The 13,799-nt window shown below is 60.8% G+C and carries 19 protein-coding genes; 7 read left to right on the forward strand and 12 right to left on the reverse strand.

Annotated features, from left to right (window positions below):
• Positions 1 to 189: 189 nt before the first annotated feature.
• Both FZZ90_RS10865 and FZZ90_RS10870 read left to right on the forward strand, forming a co-directional pair.
• Positions 190 to 711: a septal ring lytic transglycosylase RlpA family protein gene (locus tag FZZ90_RS10865; RefSeq protein WP_226425813.1), complete on the forward strand. Its 522-nt coding sequence runs from the start codon at positions 190 to 192 to the stop codon at positions 709 to 711.
• Complete coding sequence (locus FZZ90_RS10870) at positions 708 to 2,225, forward strand: bifunctional pantoate--beta-alanine ligase/(d)CMP kinase (RefSeq protein ID WP_226425866.1); 1,518 nt, start codon at positions 708 to 710, stop codon at positions 2,223 to 2,225. The genes FZZ90_RS10865 and FZZ90_RS10870 overlap by 4 nt, the downstream gene beginning before the upstream one ends.
• Here FZZ90_RS10870 and FZZ90_RS10875 read toward each other — a convergent pair.
• From FZZ90_RS10875 to FZZ90_RS10920, 10 genes are all read right to left on the reverse strand, one after another.
• Complete coding sequence (locus FZZ90_RS10875; RefSeq protein ID WP_226425814.1) at positions 2,209 to 2,688, reverse strand: low molecular weight protein-tyrosine-phosphatase; 480 nt, start codon at positions 2,686 to 2,688, stop codon at positions 2,209 to 2,211. The genes FZZ90_RS10870 and FZZ90_RS10875 overlap by 17 nt on opposite strands.
• Positions 2,685 to 3,317, reverse strand: a complete 633-nt coding sequence (locus FZZ90_RS10880; RefSeq protein ID WP_226425815.1) for a HEAT repeat domain-containing protein — start codon at positions 3,315 to 3,317, stop codon at positions 2,685 to 2,687. Before FZZ90_RS10880 ends, FZZ90_RS10875 begins: the two co-directional genes overlap by 4 nt.
• Positions 3,317 to 4,090: a HEAT repeat domain-containing protein gene (locus FZZ90_RS10885; RefSeq protein ID WP_226425816.1), complete on the reverse strand. Its 774-nt coding sequence runs from the start codon at positions 4,088 to 4,090 to the stop codon at positions 3,317 to 3,319. Before FZZ90_RS10885 ends, FZZ90_RS10880 begins: the two co-directional genes overlap by 1 nt.
• Entirely contained in the window at positions 4,090 to 4,680 is a 591-nt protein-coding gene (locus FZZ90_RS10890; protein WP_226425817.1) for a chromophore lyase CpcT/CpeT, read from the reverse strand. The genes FZZ90_RS10885 and FZZ90_RS10890 overlap by 1 nt, the downstream gene beginning before the upstream one ends.
• Positions 4,681 to 4,757: 77 nt before the next feature.
• The gene (gene cpcA, locus FZZ90_RS10895) at positions 4,758 to 5,246 is read right to left on the reverse strand and encodes a phycocyanin subunit alpha (protein WP_226425818.1); all 489 of its coding nucleotides are present in this window, start codon (positions 5,244 to 5,246) and stop codon (positions 4,758 to 4,760) included.
• Between the two features lie 41 nt (positions 5,247 to 5,287).
• Positions 5,288 to 5,806: a phycocyanin subunit beta gene (locus FZZ90_RS10900; protein ID WP_114987333.1), complete on the reverse strand. Its 519-nt coding sequence runs from the start codon at positions 5,804 to 5,806 to the stop codon at positions 5,288 to 5,290.
• A gap of 134 nt (positions 5,807 to 5,940) precedes the next feature.
• A complete protein-coding gene (locus FZZ90_RS10905) occupies positions 5,941 to 6,756 on the reverse strand; it encodes a phycoerythrobilin:ferredoxin oxidoreductase (RefSeq protein ID WP_226425819.1) in 816 nt (271 codons plus the stop codon).
• On the reverse strand, positions 6,753 to 7,457 hold the full coding sequence (locus FZZ90_RS10910) for a 15,16-dihydrobiliverdin:ferredoxin oxidoreductase (protein WP_226425820.1): 705 nt from the start codon (positions 7,455 to 7,457) through the stop codon (positions 6,753 to 6,755). Before FZZ90_RS10910 ends, FZZ90_RS10905 begins: the two co-directional genes overlap by 4 nt.
• Entirely contained in the window at positions 7,457 to 8,068 is a 612-nt protein-coding gene (locus FZZ90_RS10915; RefSeq protein WP_226425821.1) for a phycobiliprotein lyase, read from the reverse strand. The genes FZZ90_RS10910 and FZZ90_RS10915 overlap by 1 nt, the downstream gene beginning before the upstream one ends.
• Positions 8,069 to 8,071: 3 nt before the next feature.
• The gene (locus FZZ90_RS10920) at positions 8,072 to 8,287 is read right to left on the reverse strand and encodes a hypothetical protein (protein ID WP_226425822.1); all 216 of its coding nucleotides are present in this window, start codon (positions 8,285 to 8,287) and stop codon (positions 8,072 to 8,074) included.
• A gap of 371 nt (positions 8,288 to 8,658) precedes the next feature.
• Between FZZ90_RS10920 and cpeB the strand changes: the two genes are divergently transcribed.
• The 3 genes from cpeB (at position 8,659) to FZZ90_RS10935 (ending at position 10,553) form a co-directional block, all read left to right on the forward strand.
• Complete coding sequence (cpeB, locus tag FZZ90_RS10925) at positions 8,659 to 9,213, forward strand: class 1 C-phycoerythrin subunit beta (protein WP_226425823.1); 555 nt, start codon at positions 8,659 to 8,661, stop codon at positions 9,211 to 9,213.
• Positions 9,214 to 9,269: 56 nt separating this feature from the next.
• Positions 9,270 to 9,764 (forward strand): class 1 C-phycoerythrin subunit alpha, encoded by a 495-nt coding sequence (gene cpeA / locus FZZ90_RS10930; protein WP_011932400.1) that lies wholly within the window; start codon positions 9,270 to 9,272, stop codon positions 9,762 to 9,764.
• Between the two features lie 171 nt (positions 9,765 to 9,935).
• Positions 9,936 to 10,553 (forward strand): HEAT repeat domain-containing protein, encoded by a 618-nt coding sequence (locus tag FZZ90_RS10935; protein WP_226425824.1) that lies wholly within the window; start codon positions 9,936 to 9,938, stop codon positions 10,551 to 10,553.
• Between the two features lie 111 nt (positions 10,554 to 10,664).
• On the opposite strand, the gene FZZ90_RS10940 is transcribed toward FZZ90_RS10935, so the two are convergent.
• Positions 10,665 to 11,585 carry a HEAT repeat domain-containing protein gene (locus FZZ90_RS10940; protein WP_226425825.1) on the reverse strand — a complete coding sequence of 307 codons (921 nt, stop codon included), beginning with the start codon at positions 11,583 to 11,585 and terminating at the stop codon, positions 10,665 to 10,667.
• A gap of 46 nt (positions 11,586 to 11,631) precedes the next feature.
• On the opposite strand from FZZ90_RS10940, the gene FZZ90_RS10945 reads away from it, so the two are divergent.
• A complete protein-coding gene (locus tag FZZ90_RS10945; protein ID WP_226425826.1) occupies positions 11,632 to 12,066 on the forward strand; it encodes a DUF2656 family protein in 435 nt (144 codons plus the stop codon).
• Between the two features lie 2 nt (positions 12,067 to 12,068).
• On the opposite strand, the gene FZZ90_RS10950 is transcribed toward FZZ90_RS10945, so the two are convergent.
• Positions 12,069 to 12,341 (reverse strand): hypothetical protein, encoded by a 273-nt coding sequence (locus tag FZZ90_RS10950; protein WP_226425827.1) that lies wholly within the window; start codon positions 12,339 to 12,341, stop codon positions 12,069 to 12,071.
• Between the two features lie 137 nt (positions 12,342 to 12,478).
• Here FZZ90_RS10950 and FZZ90_RS10955 point away from each other — a divergent pair, with 137 nt between their 5' ends.
• Positions 12,479 to 13,777: a HEAT repeat domain-containing protein gene (locus tag FZZ90_RS10955; protein WP_226425828.1), complete on the forward strand. Its 1,299-nt coding sequence runs from the start codon at positions 12,479 to 12,481 to the stop codon at positions 13,775 to 13,777.
• Positions 13,778 to 13,799 lie beyond the last annotated feature (22 nt).

Here is a 13,799-nt window from a genome sequence, read left to right on the forward strand (position 1 = left end):
GTACGCGGATTGCGGGTGGCGGCGGGCTTGGGTGGCTGTGCCGGTCAGGTCAATGGAGCCCAGTTTTCTTTCAAGAGCAGTTTTTTTAAGTTCGTCAGCAACTTTTGAGGAAGGCACGCCTCGTCTTTGGAGTTGCGAGTTCTGCTCCATTTCTCGGTTACGCCGCTCTGCATGCGAGTCCTTTTGACGATGGCCACGCTCTCCGGAGCGATTACAGGGAGTGCGGCACTCCTGCCGGTGGTGGCCAGCGATTTCCTCTCGGTCAACGGAACAGAGTCCATTGACTTCCTTGATCTGGTCGCTGAGCCACAGGCTTCCGAGCTCCAGGCAACGCTCTCCCCTGCTGAGGTCAGACCGGTCGTTGCGCCTCCAGCTGCTGAACTTCCCAAGCCGAAGTTGAAGGTCGTACCTGAAGTCGTGAAGGTCATCACCGGCGAGGCCAGTTGGTACGGCCCCGGTTTTTACGGCAACCGCACCGCCAATGGTGAGGTCTACAAGCCCGGCACGATGACGGCGGCTCACCGCACGCTTCCTTTTGGAACCAAAGTGCGCGTGACCAACCTCTGGAATGGGCGCACGGCCGTGATTCGCATCAACGACCGCGGACCTTTTATTGATCACCGGGTGATCGACCTTGGCCATGGCGCTGCCTCTGATCTGGGTTTGACTGCCTCTGGAATCGCCCAGGTCAAGCTTGAGGTGCTGCGCTGAGCTGCGTTGTTCTCTCCACCCAGGCCGAGCTGGAGAGCTTCCGGGTCAACCTCAGTGGACCCCTGCAATTCGTGCCCACCATGGGGGGGTTGCATCAGGGCCACGGTGAACTGATTCGCCTTGCTGCGGCTCGGGGTCCTGTGCTGGTGAGTGTGTTCGTCAACCCACTCCAATTCGGGCCAGCTGAAGATTTTGATCGCTACCCGCGAACGCTCGACGCGGATCGGGGTTTAGCCGAACGCTCTGGTGCCCATGCCCTTTGGGCTCCGAGTGTCGACGCCATCTATCCAAGTGGGCTCCAGTCAGCGGTGTCGCGCTCAGCACAGGCAGCCCTGCAGACCCATCTTTGTGGCGCCTCCCGTCCCGGTCACTTTGATGGTGTGGTCACGGTCGTGGCACGGCTGCTGCAGCTGGTGGAGCCGTCCTGCCTTTGGCTGGGTGAAAAGGATTGGCAACAGCTGGTGATCTTGCGCCGGCTGGTGGCCGATCTCGATGTGGACGTGGCAGTGCGGGCCGTTCCCACCGTTCGTGAACCCGATGGTTTGGCCTTGAGCTCCCGCAACCAGTACCTCTCCTGTGCTGATCGGGCTCGAGCCGCTGCTCTGCCGTCGGCGTTGCGTTGTGCCGATCCAAACGATCCCGAGACCTCAGTGCGCCAGCGCCTTGGTGAAGCAGGGCTTGAGGTGGAGTATGTAGAGAGGGTCGCCCCCTTCACCCTTCAGCCCTGTGGCTCTGAAACGGCCATCTCACTGTTGGCCGCGGCGGTGCGTTGCGGGACGACCCGTTTGATCGATCACGTCTTCCTGATGACCCGCCAGCCACTTGTTGCCATTGATGGCCCTGCCGGTGCTGGCAAAAGCACCGTCACCCGGGCCTTTGCTGAGCAGATGGGGCTGGTCTACCTCGATACCGGCGCGATGTACCGGTCGGTGACCTGGTTGGTGCAACAGAACGGTGTGGACCCCCAGGATGCTGCGTCCATTGCACCGCTGTTGAACGACCTCGACCTTCAGCTGCGGTCGTTGCCCGGTGGCGGCCAGCAGGTGTTGGTGAATGGGCAGGACGTGAGTGAAGCGATCCGCTCGCCGGATGTCACAGCCTCGGTTTCGGCTGTGGCCGCGCACCGCTGCGTCAGGCAAGCGCTGACCGCTCAACAGAAAGCGATGGGTGCCAAGGGTGGCTTGGTGGCGGAAGGTCGCGACATCGGCACCGCTGTTTTTCCGGATGCGGATCTGAAGGTGTTCCTCACGGCCACAGTGAGCGAGCGGGCCCGGCGCCGTGCTCTGGATCTGGAGCAGCGGGGCTTCCCGGTGCCTGAGCGATCTGAGCTCGAGGCACAGATCGCCGAACGGGATCACCTCGACAGCACGCGCGAGGAGGCCCCCCTGGTGCAGGCGGAGGATGCGGTGGAGCTCGTGACCGATGGAATGAGCATTGAGGCTGTGATCGATGCCTTGGTGGGGCAGTTCCGCTCTCGGGTTGCCGAAGAAGCCTGGCCTACGCCGGCGGGCTGAGTTCGTCGAGCAGGTTGGCGCAGGCGTCCTCGAGCAGGTCGAGCACATGCTCGAAGCCCGCCTCGCCCCCGTAATAGGGATCAGGCACCTCCGTTTCGGAGAATCCCTGGGCGTAGCTGAGCATTGGCTTGATGCTGGCCGTTGCTCGAGGCCCGGCTTCGCGAGCCAGTCCTTGGACGGCCGTGAGATTGTCGTCGTCCATGGTCAGCACCAGATCGAAACTCGAGAAATCGTCGAGGCTGATCTGTCGTGCGCGGCTGGGCAGCTGAATGCCGCGACGGTTGGCTGCAGCCTGCATGCGTCGGTCCGCCGGATTGCCCACATGCCATCCGCCCGTTCCGGCGGAATCCACCACGAACTGATCACTGAGGCCACGCTCTTCGAGCAGATGCAGGAAGACGCCTTCGGCCGCTGGTGAGCGGCAGATGTTGCCGAGGCAGACGAACAACAGTTTCTGGGTCATCCGGCGTTGAGGCGTTGGAGGGCTTTCAGGGCCCGCAGCTGAACCACCCTGACACCCTCCGCATCGGACGCGAGCTGGTTGAGTGCCGCCCGGCCCTGTGCGCCCAGGTGCGACACCACAGCCGCGCTGTTCAAGCGTTGCTCGAGTCCGTAAGCCGCCGCGTAACGCACCACCCATTCGTCGTCTCCCACGGCTTTGAGCAGCCCCTCGAAACAGCGCTCAAGCTGATCGTGCGCTGCGTCTTCACTGAGCTCTAAGTCCGCCAGGCCGCGGGTTGCGGAGCGCCGCACGCTTGGAGCGATGTCGGCCTGAAGGGCATGCTCCAGGAGGTCAAGACCCCGTGGATCCCGCAAGGCAGCAATTACCTTCACCACCCAGGCCCGTGCGCCGTAATTGCGGGCATCCAGGCTCACCAACAGCGTTGGAACGATGTCCCGTCCCAGTTGAATCAGCCCCTGTGTTGCCACGGCTGCCACCGCTGGATTGTTGAACCCCAGCACCTTCACGAGCGGCTTGGCGGCTTCAAGGTCGTTGAGTGCACAAAGGGCTTGCGTTGCTTTGACCAGTTCAGGGGTGCTGGTGGCCCGCTCGAGCATCTGAAGCGCCTGGTCCAATGCTGTGGTTGTCATCAGAGCAGCCCATCCATTGCATCGAGGACGTCATTGGGGTCGTCGTTGCGTTCCGCCAATGCCCGGAGTGCAACCAGCTTGAGGCTGGGTTCCACGGCAGCCGAGCGGATCGAGGGAACGGCGGCGAGCCAGCCGGTAGCGCCGAGGTCGAGCAGCGCGCCACGGCGCACTAGGGGTTCTGGATGGTTCAGCAGCTTTTTCAGTTCCATACCCCAGTGCTCACGACCAGTCAGCTGCAGCAGCGCTCGGCAGGCCGCTGAACGGATCAACGGCCGAGGGTGTTCTGTGAACGGCTGAATCACGGCGAGGTTGCTGCTGCTGCCATCACCAATGTCACCGAGGGCTTCTAGCAGCGCTTCACAGGGTTCGTTGAGCAAGGGGGATGAGGGCTGCTCAGCTCCTGCTCCCACCAATCCACTGGCTAGCAAAGCGCGGATGTCTTCAACAGCCTCACAGCTGCCCATGGCACCAAGCGTGCGGACCACCTCCTCCCGCACGGTGTAGTCGTTGGAGTGCAGCAGCGCCAGAAGAGGTTTTTCTGCTCTCGTATCCCTGAGCAGACCTAGAGCACGGATCGCGTTGAGTGCGACACCGCGTTGCTCTGGATCAATCGGCGTGGCATCCAGTGCCTCAAGAGCTCTGAGCAGAAGAGGGATGGCATCAGGGTGCTGGCTGCGCATCTTCCCCAGCCACCATGCGGCGTAGTACTGCGCCGAAGGGTCCTCCGTCTGGCGGAGGTCCTTGATCACCTGCGTTTCACTCAGCGGTTCCATCACACCCAGGCTGATGCCATGTCGGCCGTCCAGCTTTGGGTTCGCTTGAACCGGAACGGTCCTGCCACCGAGCCCCAGCAGCGCTCATTCGTTTCTGGGTCATGGCCGCGATCGAGGGTCGAGAGGGAGTCTCCCTCCAAGTGAAAGCTGCTCACCAGCACGGTGTCTTGGCCATTCCGTTGCACGATGCACTTGCAGCCGGGTTCCATGGCGCCGTGGTAGCCGTCTGGCTGTTCGAGCACTTGGTAGTGGCACTGATCCAAGCTGATCAGGTCACTGTCCTGAATGGCAAGGCGTAGTTGCCGATCAAACGTGGCTCCGGCGAAGCGTTCCGGGTCTCGGAAGATGTGATTCCAAAGCTTGATGGCGCCGGAGGCCTGCTCTTCAGCGCGGATCATGCGCAACCGGTAAGGATGCTTGGGATCAACGGCATAGGTCTGCTCGAGCAGGATCGATCCCGGACGTAGCTGTATGAGCGGGCGATACCTCAGAAAGATGTGGGCATACAGGGGAGGGTTGTCGAAGGCTTGTTGCTGGTTGCTGTATTCGCCGCAGAGCAGGTCGAGAAAACGCCGAACGTTGGGGGTCATCACAGCGCTCTGATGGAGCCGAAAAAGAACAATAAAAAAAGCCCCCCGAGGGGGGCTTGGAACGCAACGTCAGCTGATCAGATCAGGGCGTTGATGGCGTAATCGATGTAGCTGTTGGCTTCGGTGGCTGCGTCGCCGCTGAGGCCGTGGTTGGCCTTGATGTGCTTCAGAGCTTCCACGTACCAGGAGGGGGAGAGCTCGAAGGTGCGGTTGATCTCGTCGAGACCGGCGATCAAGTAGTCGTCCATGGGGCCGGTGCCGCCTGCCACCAGGCAGTAGGTGATCATGCGCAGGTAGTAGCCCACGTCACGGGAGCACTTGGCCTTCCCTTCCGCAGTGGTGGAGTAGTTGGACCCCTCCATCTGGGTGGTGTAGGGGAACTTGGTGTACACGGCCTGGGCAGCGCCGTTCACGAGGGAATCAGCCTTGCTGGTGAGAGCCTTGGCAGCCTCGAGGCTGGCCTTGGCGCGGTTGAAGCGACCGGAGGCAGCTTGAACTTCGGTGTTGCTCAGGAAGCGGCCCTGGGAATCAGCTGCTGCAACAGCTTCGGTGAGGGGAGTTTTCATTGATCGTTATGTGAATGAAAGACGTCGAATCCAGGCGCCGATCAGGCGACGGAGGCGGCGGCGCGGTCGAAGTAGGTGCCGATTTCGCTGCTCAGGGAGGCGCAGTCACCAGCGGCGATGCCAGCTTTGTCGTTGACGATGGCCAGAGCGGCATCCTTCATCAGGTTCACGCCGGCGGCAACGGAAGCACCGGGGGTGCCGAGAGCCAGGTAGGTCTCACGCAGGCCATTCAGGCAGCGGTCTTCCATCACGGAAGCGTCGCCGGTGAAAGCGGAATAGGTGACGTAGCGGAGGATGATCTCCATGTCGCGCAGGCATGCAGCCATGCGGCGGGAGGTGTAAGCGTTGCCGCCGGGTGCGATCAGTGCAGGCTGCTGAGCGAACAGCTGGCGGGCAGCGGAAGCAACGATGGTGGAAGCGTTGCTGGAGATGCGGTTGACGGCATCCAGACGCTTGTTGCTGTCAGAAACCATGGCAGCGAGGGCGTCGATCTCGCTGGTGCTGATGAATTGTCCCCGGGCATCGGCCTGGGCGACAACCTTGGTGAAGGCGTCGAACATGGTTGTTGTTCCTGTGAACTACGTCTGGAAGGGAATTTCAGACTTGGAGGGATGACAGAAGGCTATTGCCTCGATCCCGACGTCCGCGATTCTGACCAACTGCTCGGGAGCCTCCCGAAAGCTGTTCATAATGCTTAACTCCCTTGCGGCGACAAGGAAGTGGCGGCGGCTAATTCGAGGTCAAACAGCACGCCGTGGATGTATGACTCCGTCCATTCGCTGCCGTAAAAGCGGGTCAACATGCCGCGGGCCGGATCTTTATCGGCGCGATAGGCCGTATAGCGCTTCTGGCCCGAGAGCAGGAGTGCCGCACGCTCATCGTCAACAGCCTTCGCCTCCTCCACCAACGCCAGGTAGAGCTGGAGGTAGTCGGCAAAAGCCGGACGGATCACGCGGTCAATCAGCGCATCGCCTTCCTCACCAAGTGGAATCCGGGTCCAGAGAAAGGCAGGTGAGAAATACGGCTGTGCCTCTTCAGGAATGGGGCCCCCGTCGGGCAGTTCTGCGCGCCAGCGCTCGAACAAGGGCATCAGTCGCTGCCAAACCGGACCCGTGTGATCGGGATCTGTCTTGTCGACAGGTTGCAGGTCAAGAGCGAGCAGGTGCCCGTTGGGCAGCGTCACCAGATCGGCTCCAAAGAACGGAAGATCAAAACGGCTGCTGGGGTTGATCACGAAATTGAGCACCGATGCAGCGGCACCTGCTTCAACGCAGGCACAGCGCACCTGGCGCAGCTTCTCGGTGGAGCAAGCCCAGGTGGCCGTGCTGACGGGAACGGGTTTCGCCTTGGATCCCGTGCTGCCCTCTTTCTGCAGGAATCGTTCTGCAACTGGATAAGGGTTCGGCTGCAGAGGGGCCAGGGCTGCGATGGCGGTGTCGAGAAAAGGTTGCCAGCGCCATCCAGGGATCTGGACAGGATCAAGACTCGACGTGCGGAGGGGGAGGCTCATGCGGGCTGACTGGCGGGGAAGAGGAATTCGTGCAGGAATCGGTCGGACCAGTCCTTGCCGAAATGACTGGTGAACAAGCCGTGGGCTGGATCGCGTTCAGCGCTGTAGACGTCGTAGGCGTTCTGGAGTCGTTCCACCTCGGATGCCGCCAGTGCTGACTGCCCTTTGGCCTGGTCATGCATCGACCAATAGGCCGAGAGAAAGGCATCGAAAGCTTGGGGAAGCGATCCCTCAGCTTCGTCGGCACCGCCGCGGCAGAACAGCAACCAAGGGGAGAAGTATTGGTTGGGATCGAAGGAGCGCATGGTTTCCTCACCGTTCAGCTCGGGGTACTGCTCATGCAGAGCCCTGAGTCCCGTGAAGTGCCGCTCCAGGTAATCCTTGTCCTGGATCAGCGGCTGAAAGTCGAGAACAGCCACCAATTTCTGACGGGCGCCGAACCAGAGCAGGTCCACCCCCATGAGCGGGTGGTCAAGGCCGTGCTCGGGATAGGCCACTGAGTTGAGAACCTGCAGGCTGTCGCCGGCATCGAGCCGGGTGACGCGCCAACGGCGGAAGCCTGGAACATTCCAGAGCCAGCTTTCGATCTTGCCGCCGCTTTTGCTGGATTGGCAGTGTTGCAATCCCTCGGGCACAGCAGCAGGTTGCCCCCCCCGCTCCTGAATGCCCTGATGCAGTTGGTTGAGAAAGGAATCGAACATCAGTCTGTGGTCTCCAGCACGGGTGAGTCAGCGACCTGGTGGGCCTTGTCGGCCATGGCCTTGATGTCGTCGTCGCTGGGGCAGCGCAGTTCAGTGCAGTACGTCGTCATCGAAACCCCATCAAGGCATTGCACCGAACTCACGCGCATGCGCACCTGATCGGTCACGAACCAGCAACGTTCTGTTCCCACGTTCGTGTCGTAGCGCGTCGTGATGGTGAGAACGCCGTCGTCGGCAAAGGCGTAAGTGCTCACCACCGATTTCTTCTCGACGTAACCGACGTCTCGAAGCAGAAAGCCCTTGCGGGGGTTGCCCTGTTCAGGCACATCCACGATGACGGCGGCGTAGTCGTCGTTTCGGACCGCTTTTTTGAGGTTGCTCTCCCACCAGAACCGACCTCCACCGGCGGCGCGGTCAGTCCCCACCCGCAGTGCGTCGCAGACGCGCTGCACAACGGGGTCGGAGGCATCGAATGGCTCGATCACCAGATTGGAATCAGCCGCTTCATCGTCTTGATGGTCGAAGTGATGAATGGAGCGGCGGTTCAACCAGGTGCCGCGGCTGGCCTCTAGGAAGTCCGCCATGGTCATTGGCGGCACAAACGACGTCATCGCTCAGGCGTTGGTCATGATCTCTTGCTGCTTGAGCAGTTGCTCCAGCACCTCTTCCAGCCGTTGCAGCTCCGCATGCTCAGCAACAGTGGCGTCGATTCGCTTTTGCGGCAGTTTCAGTTTTTTCCCCATGGCGATCACGTCTTCGCGCAGACGATTGCGGTATGCCTGGAGTTCGGCAATCGAGTCGTTCAGTTCTTGCAGCGTGGGTTCTGCCATCGGTGCTCGGCGGTGGCACGAGGGTAAGCCGCATCAGGGATCTGCTGGTGATGCCTTTTTGGCGGCCCACTTATTAATAGGTCTGGGTTGAAAAACCTGAATACAAGCTGGAAATGCGGCCTGATTTTTCGTCAGCTGGCCCCTATCGGGGCTGGAGAGTTCTGCATCAACTCGCAATATTTGTCGGCTAAGTGACGAACCGTTGCGTGAACACCCCCCTTCTGCAGGGGTGCCCCGTTGACCCGGTTACTTTTTTAGGGCGCTTCGCAGGCCAAGCCTGAAACGTTCAATTCGATTCTCGTCTGAGAAAAGAGTCGTCGTTTCATCCCTGGTAGTCGAGAAGCATTCCCTCCCCCTTGTCTGGCTTTCCAATGCTCGACGCATTCTCCCGTTCCGTCGTCAGCGCTGACGCCAAAACTGCTGCTGTGGGTGCTGGCGATATCGCCGCTCTCCGTCAGTACGTTGCCGCAGGCAACAAGCGTCTGGACGCTGTCAACGCCATCACCTCTAATGCCTCCTGCATCGTTTCCGATGCAGTCACCGGCATGATCTGTGAGAACACTGGCCTGATCCAGGCTGGTGGCAACTGCTACCCCAACCGCCGCATGGCTGCTTGCCTGCGTGACGGTGAAATCGTTCTTCGTTACATCTCCTACGCCCTCCTTGCTGGCGATGCATCCGTGTTGGATGACCGCTGCCTGAACGGCCTCAAGGAGACCTACATCGCTCTGGGCGTTCCCACCCAGTCTGCTGCCCGCGCAGTGTCCATCATGAAGGCCTCCGCCACCGCTCACATCGGCGAGACCAACACCCCTGCACTGGGTGGCACCAAGTTCCGCAAGATGGAGACCATCCAAGGCGATTGCTCCGCTCTTGTTGCTGAGGCTGCCTCTTATTTCGATCGCGTGATCAGCGCAGTCGCCTGAGTCAATCGGGTTTTCCCATTTCCTCAACACCAACCTCCATCTAAAGGATCTCCACGATGAAATCCGTCGTCACCACCGTTGTGACCGCTGCTGACGCAGCCGGTCGCTTCCCCTCCCAGAACGACCTTGAGGCCGTCCAGGGCAACATCCAACGTGCCGCCGCTCGCCTCGAAGCCGCTGAAAAGCTGGCTGCTGGCCTCGACGCCGTGACCAAGGAAGCTGGCGATGCCTGCTTCAACAAGTACCCCTACCTCAAGCAGCCCGGTGAGGCTGGTGAGAACCAGACCAAGGTGGACAAGTGCTACCGCGATCTGGGCCACTACCTGCGCCTGATCAACTACTGCCTGGTTGTTGGCGGTACCGGCCCTCTGGACGAGTGGGGCATCGCCGGCGCTCGTGAGGTGTACCGCACCTTGGGTCTGCCCACCGGTCCTTACGTCGAAGCTCTGACCTACACCCGCGACCGCGCTTGCGCTCCTCGCGACATGAGCCCTCAGGCTCTGAACGAGTTCAAGTCCTACCTCGACTACGTGATCAACGCTCTCTCCTGAGCGCCAGTTTCGCGTCACTCATTCATAGGAATCAGGAGGCCGAAAGGCCTCCTTTTTAATGCTCATGTCGACGGATGTCGTTCAACTTGGATGACGTTCATTGGCGGCAGTGTTTCACTTAGGCTGCAAAGAACCCTGTTGTTCAGGGGGCTTTGCAGTTTTTGAGTTCTGATGACTTCGCAGCAGCAGGTTGAACGTCCGGATCTGGATGCGTTGTTTGCTGATCTGGCCCATCCCAACCCCCATCTGCAGACCCAGGCCTATTTGGCGATGGTTGACCATTGGCCAAACGAGTCGATGCCGCGCCTGATCTCGCTGTTGGATCAACCCGATGTGTCCTTGCGTCGCGCTGCTGTGCGAGGGCTCGGAGCCTTTGGTGCGACGGCGCTGCAACCCCTGGCGGAGCTGTTTGAAGCAAGCACGGACGGCACCGTGCGTGCCAGCTGCGTCAAGGCCTATGCCCAGATTGCATCCAACTACCCGGATCAGACCTTCTCCCCTGCTTCGATGGCGGTGCTCGAGAAGGCACTGTCGGACGACTCCCCCGTGGTGTCGCAGTCAGCGGTGATGGCCCTTGGTCAGGTGGGTGTTCAAGCGCTTCCGTTGCTGATTCAGATCTGCAAGGGAGACAACATCGCTCATGTGCAGTCAGCTGCCATGGCTTTGGCCGAAATCCCTGATCCCAGTGCTGAAGCCTGTCTCAGAGAGGTGCTGGCCGATTCGTCCACCGACCCGCTGTGCCGGCAGATGGTGGAAGCCTCTCTCGGCCGTCTTGAAAGCAGCCGTTAAGCAAAAAATACGGGACCAAGGCCCCTCAGCCTTCGTCCCGTAAGTGCGCATGCAGTGCTCGACGCGAACACCACGTTTGTGACACTACGTGAACGACGCGACTGTCTGTGGTCAGTCGTCTCTGCTGAGCTGATTCACAGCAAGCTTGAGCACCACAGCGACTGACGGGTCGCTTTCCGTCTCCATGCACTTCTGGAGTTGTCCGATCACGGAAGGGTCCTCCAGTTTCATCAGCGACAACGCAGCATTTTTGCGAACGAGTGCTGCTTCGTCCCGCAGGTTCGGAAGCAGTAGTGGGGTCGCCCATTCGCTTTCGTTGAGCTTGCCCATCAGGGTTGTTGCTTCAGCGCGCACGTCTTCATCCGGATCCTGAAGCGCATTGGTGAGTAGCTGACGGGCATCCCCATCACCAAGGTTCTGGATTTGATCCCCGAGGGCGGCGATGGCTGCTGTGCGGATCTGGGCATGGGGTGATTGGGCAGCCTTGCGCAAGGCCTCCGGGGCCCGTGCGCCGACGAAGGCCAAGCCCCAGCTGGCCAGGCCTGTCTGCATGGGGGTGCTGCCAGGGTCCACCAGGATGTCGAGCAATCCGTCGACGGCAGCTGGGCCAATGGCTGCCATGGCGCCGACGGCCGATCCCTGGACGACCGGATCAGCATCGTTGAGCAGGGCCTTCAGCAGAAATGGAAGGGCGCGCTGATCAGAAATCAACGTCAGCGTTTTGGCGGCTGCGCGGCGAACCGTCACGTTCTCGTGGTCGCACATTGCTGTGCAAAGGGCTGGAACGGCAGCACCGCCAACGGTGCCGAGGCTTTCGGCGAAGGTGAGGCGCAGCAGTCCACGTCGGTCCCCCAGGCCGGCCACCATGCGCTCGATCGCCTGGGTGTCACCAGCGAGACGCTCACCCTGACGCAGTTGTTGCTTCAGCTCCTGAGCCAGTTGATCGGCTTCCTCTTCGCTCAGCTGAATCGTTTCAGGGCTGCTTACGGGAGACATCGATTCGGTCACGGCAAGGCTGAAGCAGCCATTCATTATCCGTTTCTCCCATCGCTAAGGTCACCAGACTGCACTGTTTGTTGTGACCCGATTCGTCCTTTCCCACAACCTGCAGATCCAGGATTCTGCGGTGCCTCCATTCGCCTTTGATGCCTTGGCCAAGGCGTTGGCCGAGCAGTGCGATTCGGTGACATCGGCCGAAGCACTCAGCCACCCGCATTGGAAGATCAGCCTCGAGTCCACGGCGACTCCTGGCCATTTGGCTGAAGAGATCAGTCAGGCCTGGCGAAAGATCCGCGCTAATCAGGGGCACTCCACCGACCATGCCGTGATGGCTCTTGGTGGTCGCAAGGATTCCGAGGGCACCCCAGGGGCCCCGCTTCAGCAGGGCGGCTGGGGTGTGGATGTGGTGGAAACCCGCGATCCAGACGGGTTTTTGCAGGTGATCAACTGGAGTGGACTCACCGCCGGACGACCGGCTGATGGCATCTTCCAGGTGATCGATCACCCGCTTTGAATTCAGCCGCGCTTGCGACGTCCGGCGCGTCTGGCTGGCTTCTTGGCTTCAACCTTGGGGGCGTCGGCGGCGGTTGCAACGGGTGCTGGTGCGCTGGCTTCACCGGAGCCATAAGTGAAGGCAACCGAATCAATCGCGAGTCCACGGTTGTGAATGGACTGCATGCTGCGGCAGAGCTGCGCAAACGGCACTCGCACCGAGCGTGCCGTCCAAGGGCGCGATCCGGGCTCAATCCCTGTTCGTACAGCAATTGATGTGGCGAGGGTGGGTCCCATGGCAGACGATGTGACTGTGTTGAAGATGCCGTAGCTGCTGAGATTTTCGAGCCTTTCGCAATCTTCCTTACGAGAGCAGATCCACGCTCTCCCGCAGGAGGGGTCCTGCAGAATTGAGGCCCCAAGAGCGTGCTGCCTTGACCGGAGCTTTTGACAACATCCATCCGGGGCTGTCCCAAGGCGATGCGATACGCCTGCTGAGTGCTCCTCTGGCCGAGCTGGAGTCACAGAGTGATCCCTACATGGCGGCGGCCCATCTGATCAATTTCCCTGGCCGCGAAACGGAAACGGCGTTGATCGCCTTGGTGATGGATGCGGATCAAGCGCAACCACGCAAATTGGCGCGGCGGAAGGCTGTGGAAGTGCTGGGACGGCTGGGCTGCCAGGAGGCCATGGCTGCCATCGCCAATTGCCTCAACAGCGACGATCCCTATCTCGTTGAAAATGCCGCTTTTGCGCTTCAACAGCTGAACTGCCAAGACGCCGCCGTTCATCAGTCGTTGCGGCAGCTGTTGTCTGATCCAGCCCAGAACCGACGGGTGTTGATTCAGAGCCTTGCCGCGCTAAATGTCTCCGAAGCCGAGCCGTTGATTGCGAGCTTCCAGACGTCGGATCAACCCGGGGTCCGCGGCGCGGCCATTAGTGCAAGCATCCGTCTTGGCGGCAGCCGTGACCAGCTCTCTGTTCTGGGCGAGCAGACGCTGTTGCCGAATCAGATGGATCGCCAGTCGGCGATTCAGGATGCGATCAATGCAGGGGCAACGGAGCTGTTGCCTCAGATTCTGCGTGCACCTGTGTCGCCGGTGTTTCGGATGCGGGCGTTGCGTGCGCTCTGGCCTGACGGTCAGCGAGAGAGCGATGGCCTGGAACTGCTCGAGGTGCTTGATGCCTTGATCGTCGATCGGCCGGAAGCCTTGGAGCTGGTGCATGCCTACGACCAGCCGCCCTCAGCGGATTTCCTGATTCAGGAATTTTTCGGCACTGATTTCAGTCGCAGTTATCTGGCGCTGCAGACCTTGCAGGACCATGCAGCGGAGCAGCTCTGGCCACGTCTGGAGCAGCGCTGGCATGCCGAAGCCCACAACGACTATGGGGCTCATTACTTTTTCATCCGGCTGTTTTCAAGGACCGGGCCCTGGCCTGACAAGGCCCTTGGCATGATCGAAGCCATCCTGGCGGAGGCCATCACCACACGCCGGCCACAATTCATGAAATCCAAGCCGGCCGCAGTGTTGGCCATGGACGGTTTGAAGCTTGTGAAGGATCCAGGCACAACGGTTGCGTCCTGGCTTGATCCCCAAGTGACGCCGTTCTGGGAAGCCCGCTATGCCGCTGCGATGGTGGCCTCTCCCGCCCAGCTGGCCTCAGCCTTCGATGATCCTGAGCCCTTCGTGGCGATGCGTGCCCGTGCCGCTTGCAATGCTGCAGCTGGATGAGCATAAAAAAAGGGGGCGGATG

This window comes from Synechococcus sp. MU1617, assembly GCF_020514235.1.
Taxonomy (GTDB): domain Bacteria; phylum Cyanobacteriota; class Cyanobacteriia; order PCC-6307; family Cyanobiaceae; genus Parasynechococcus.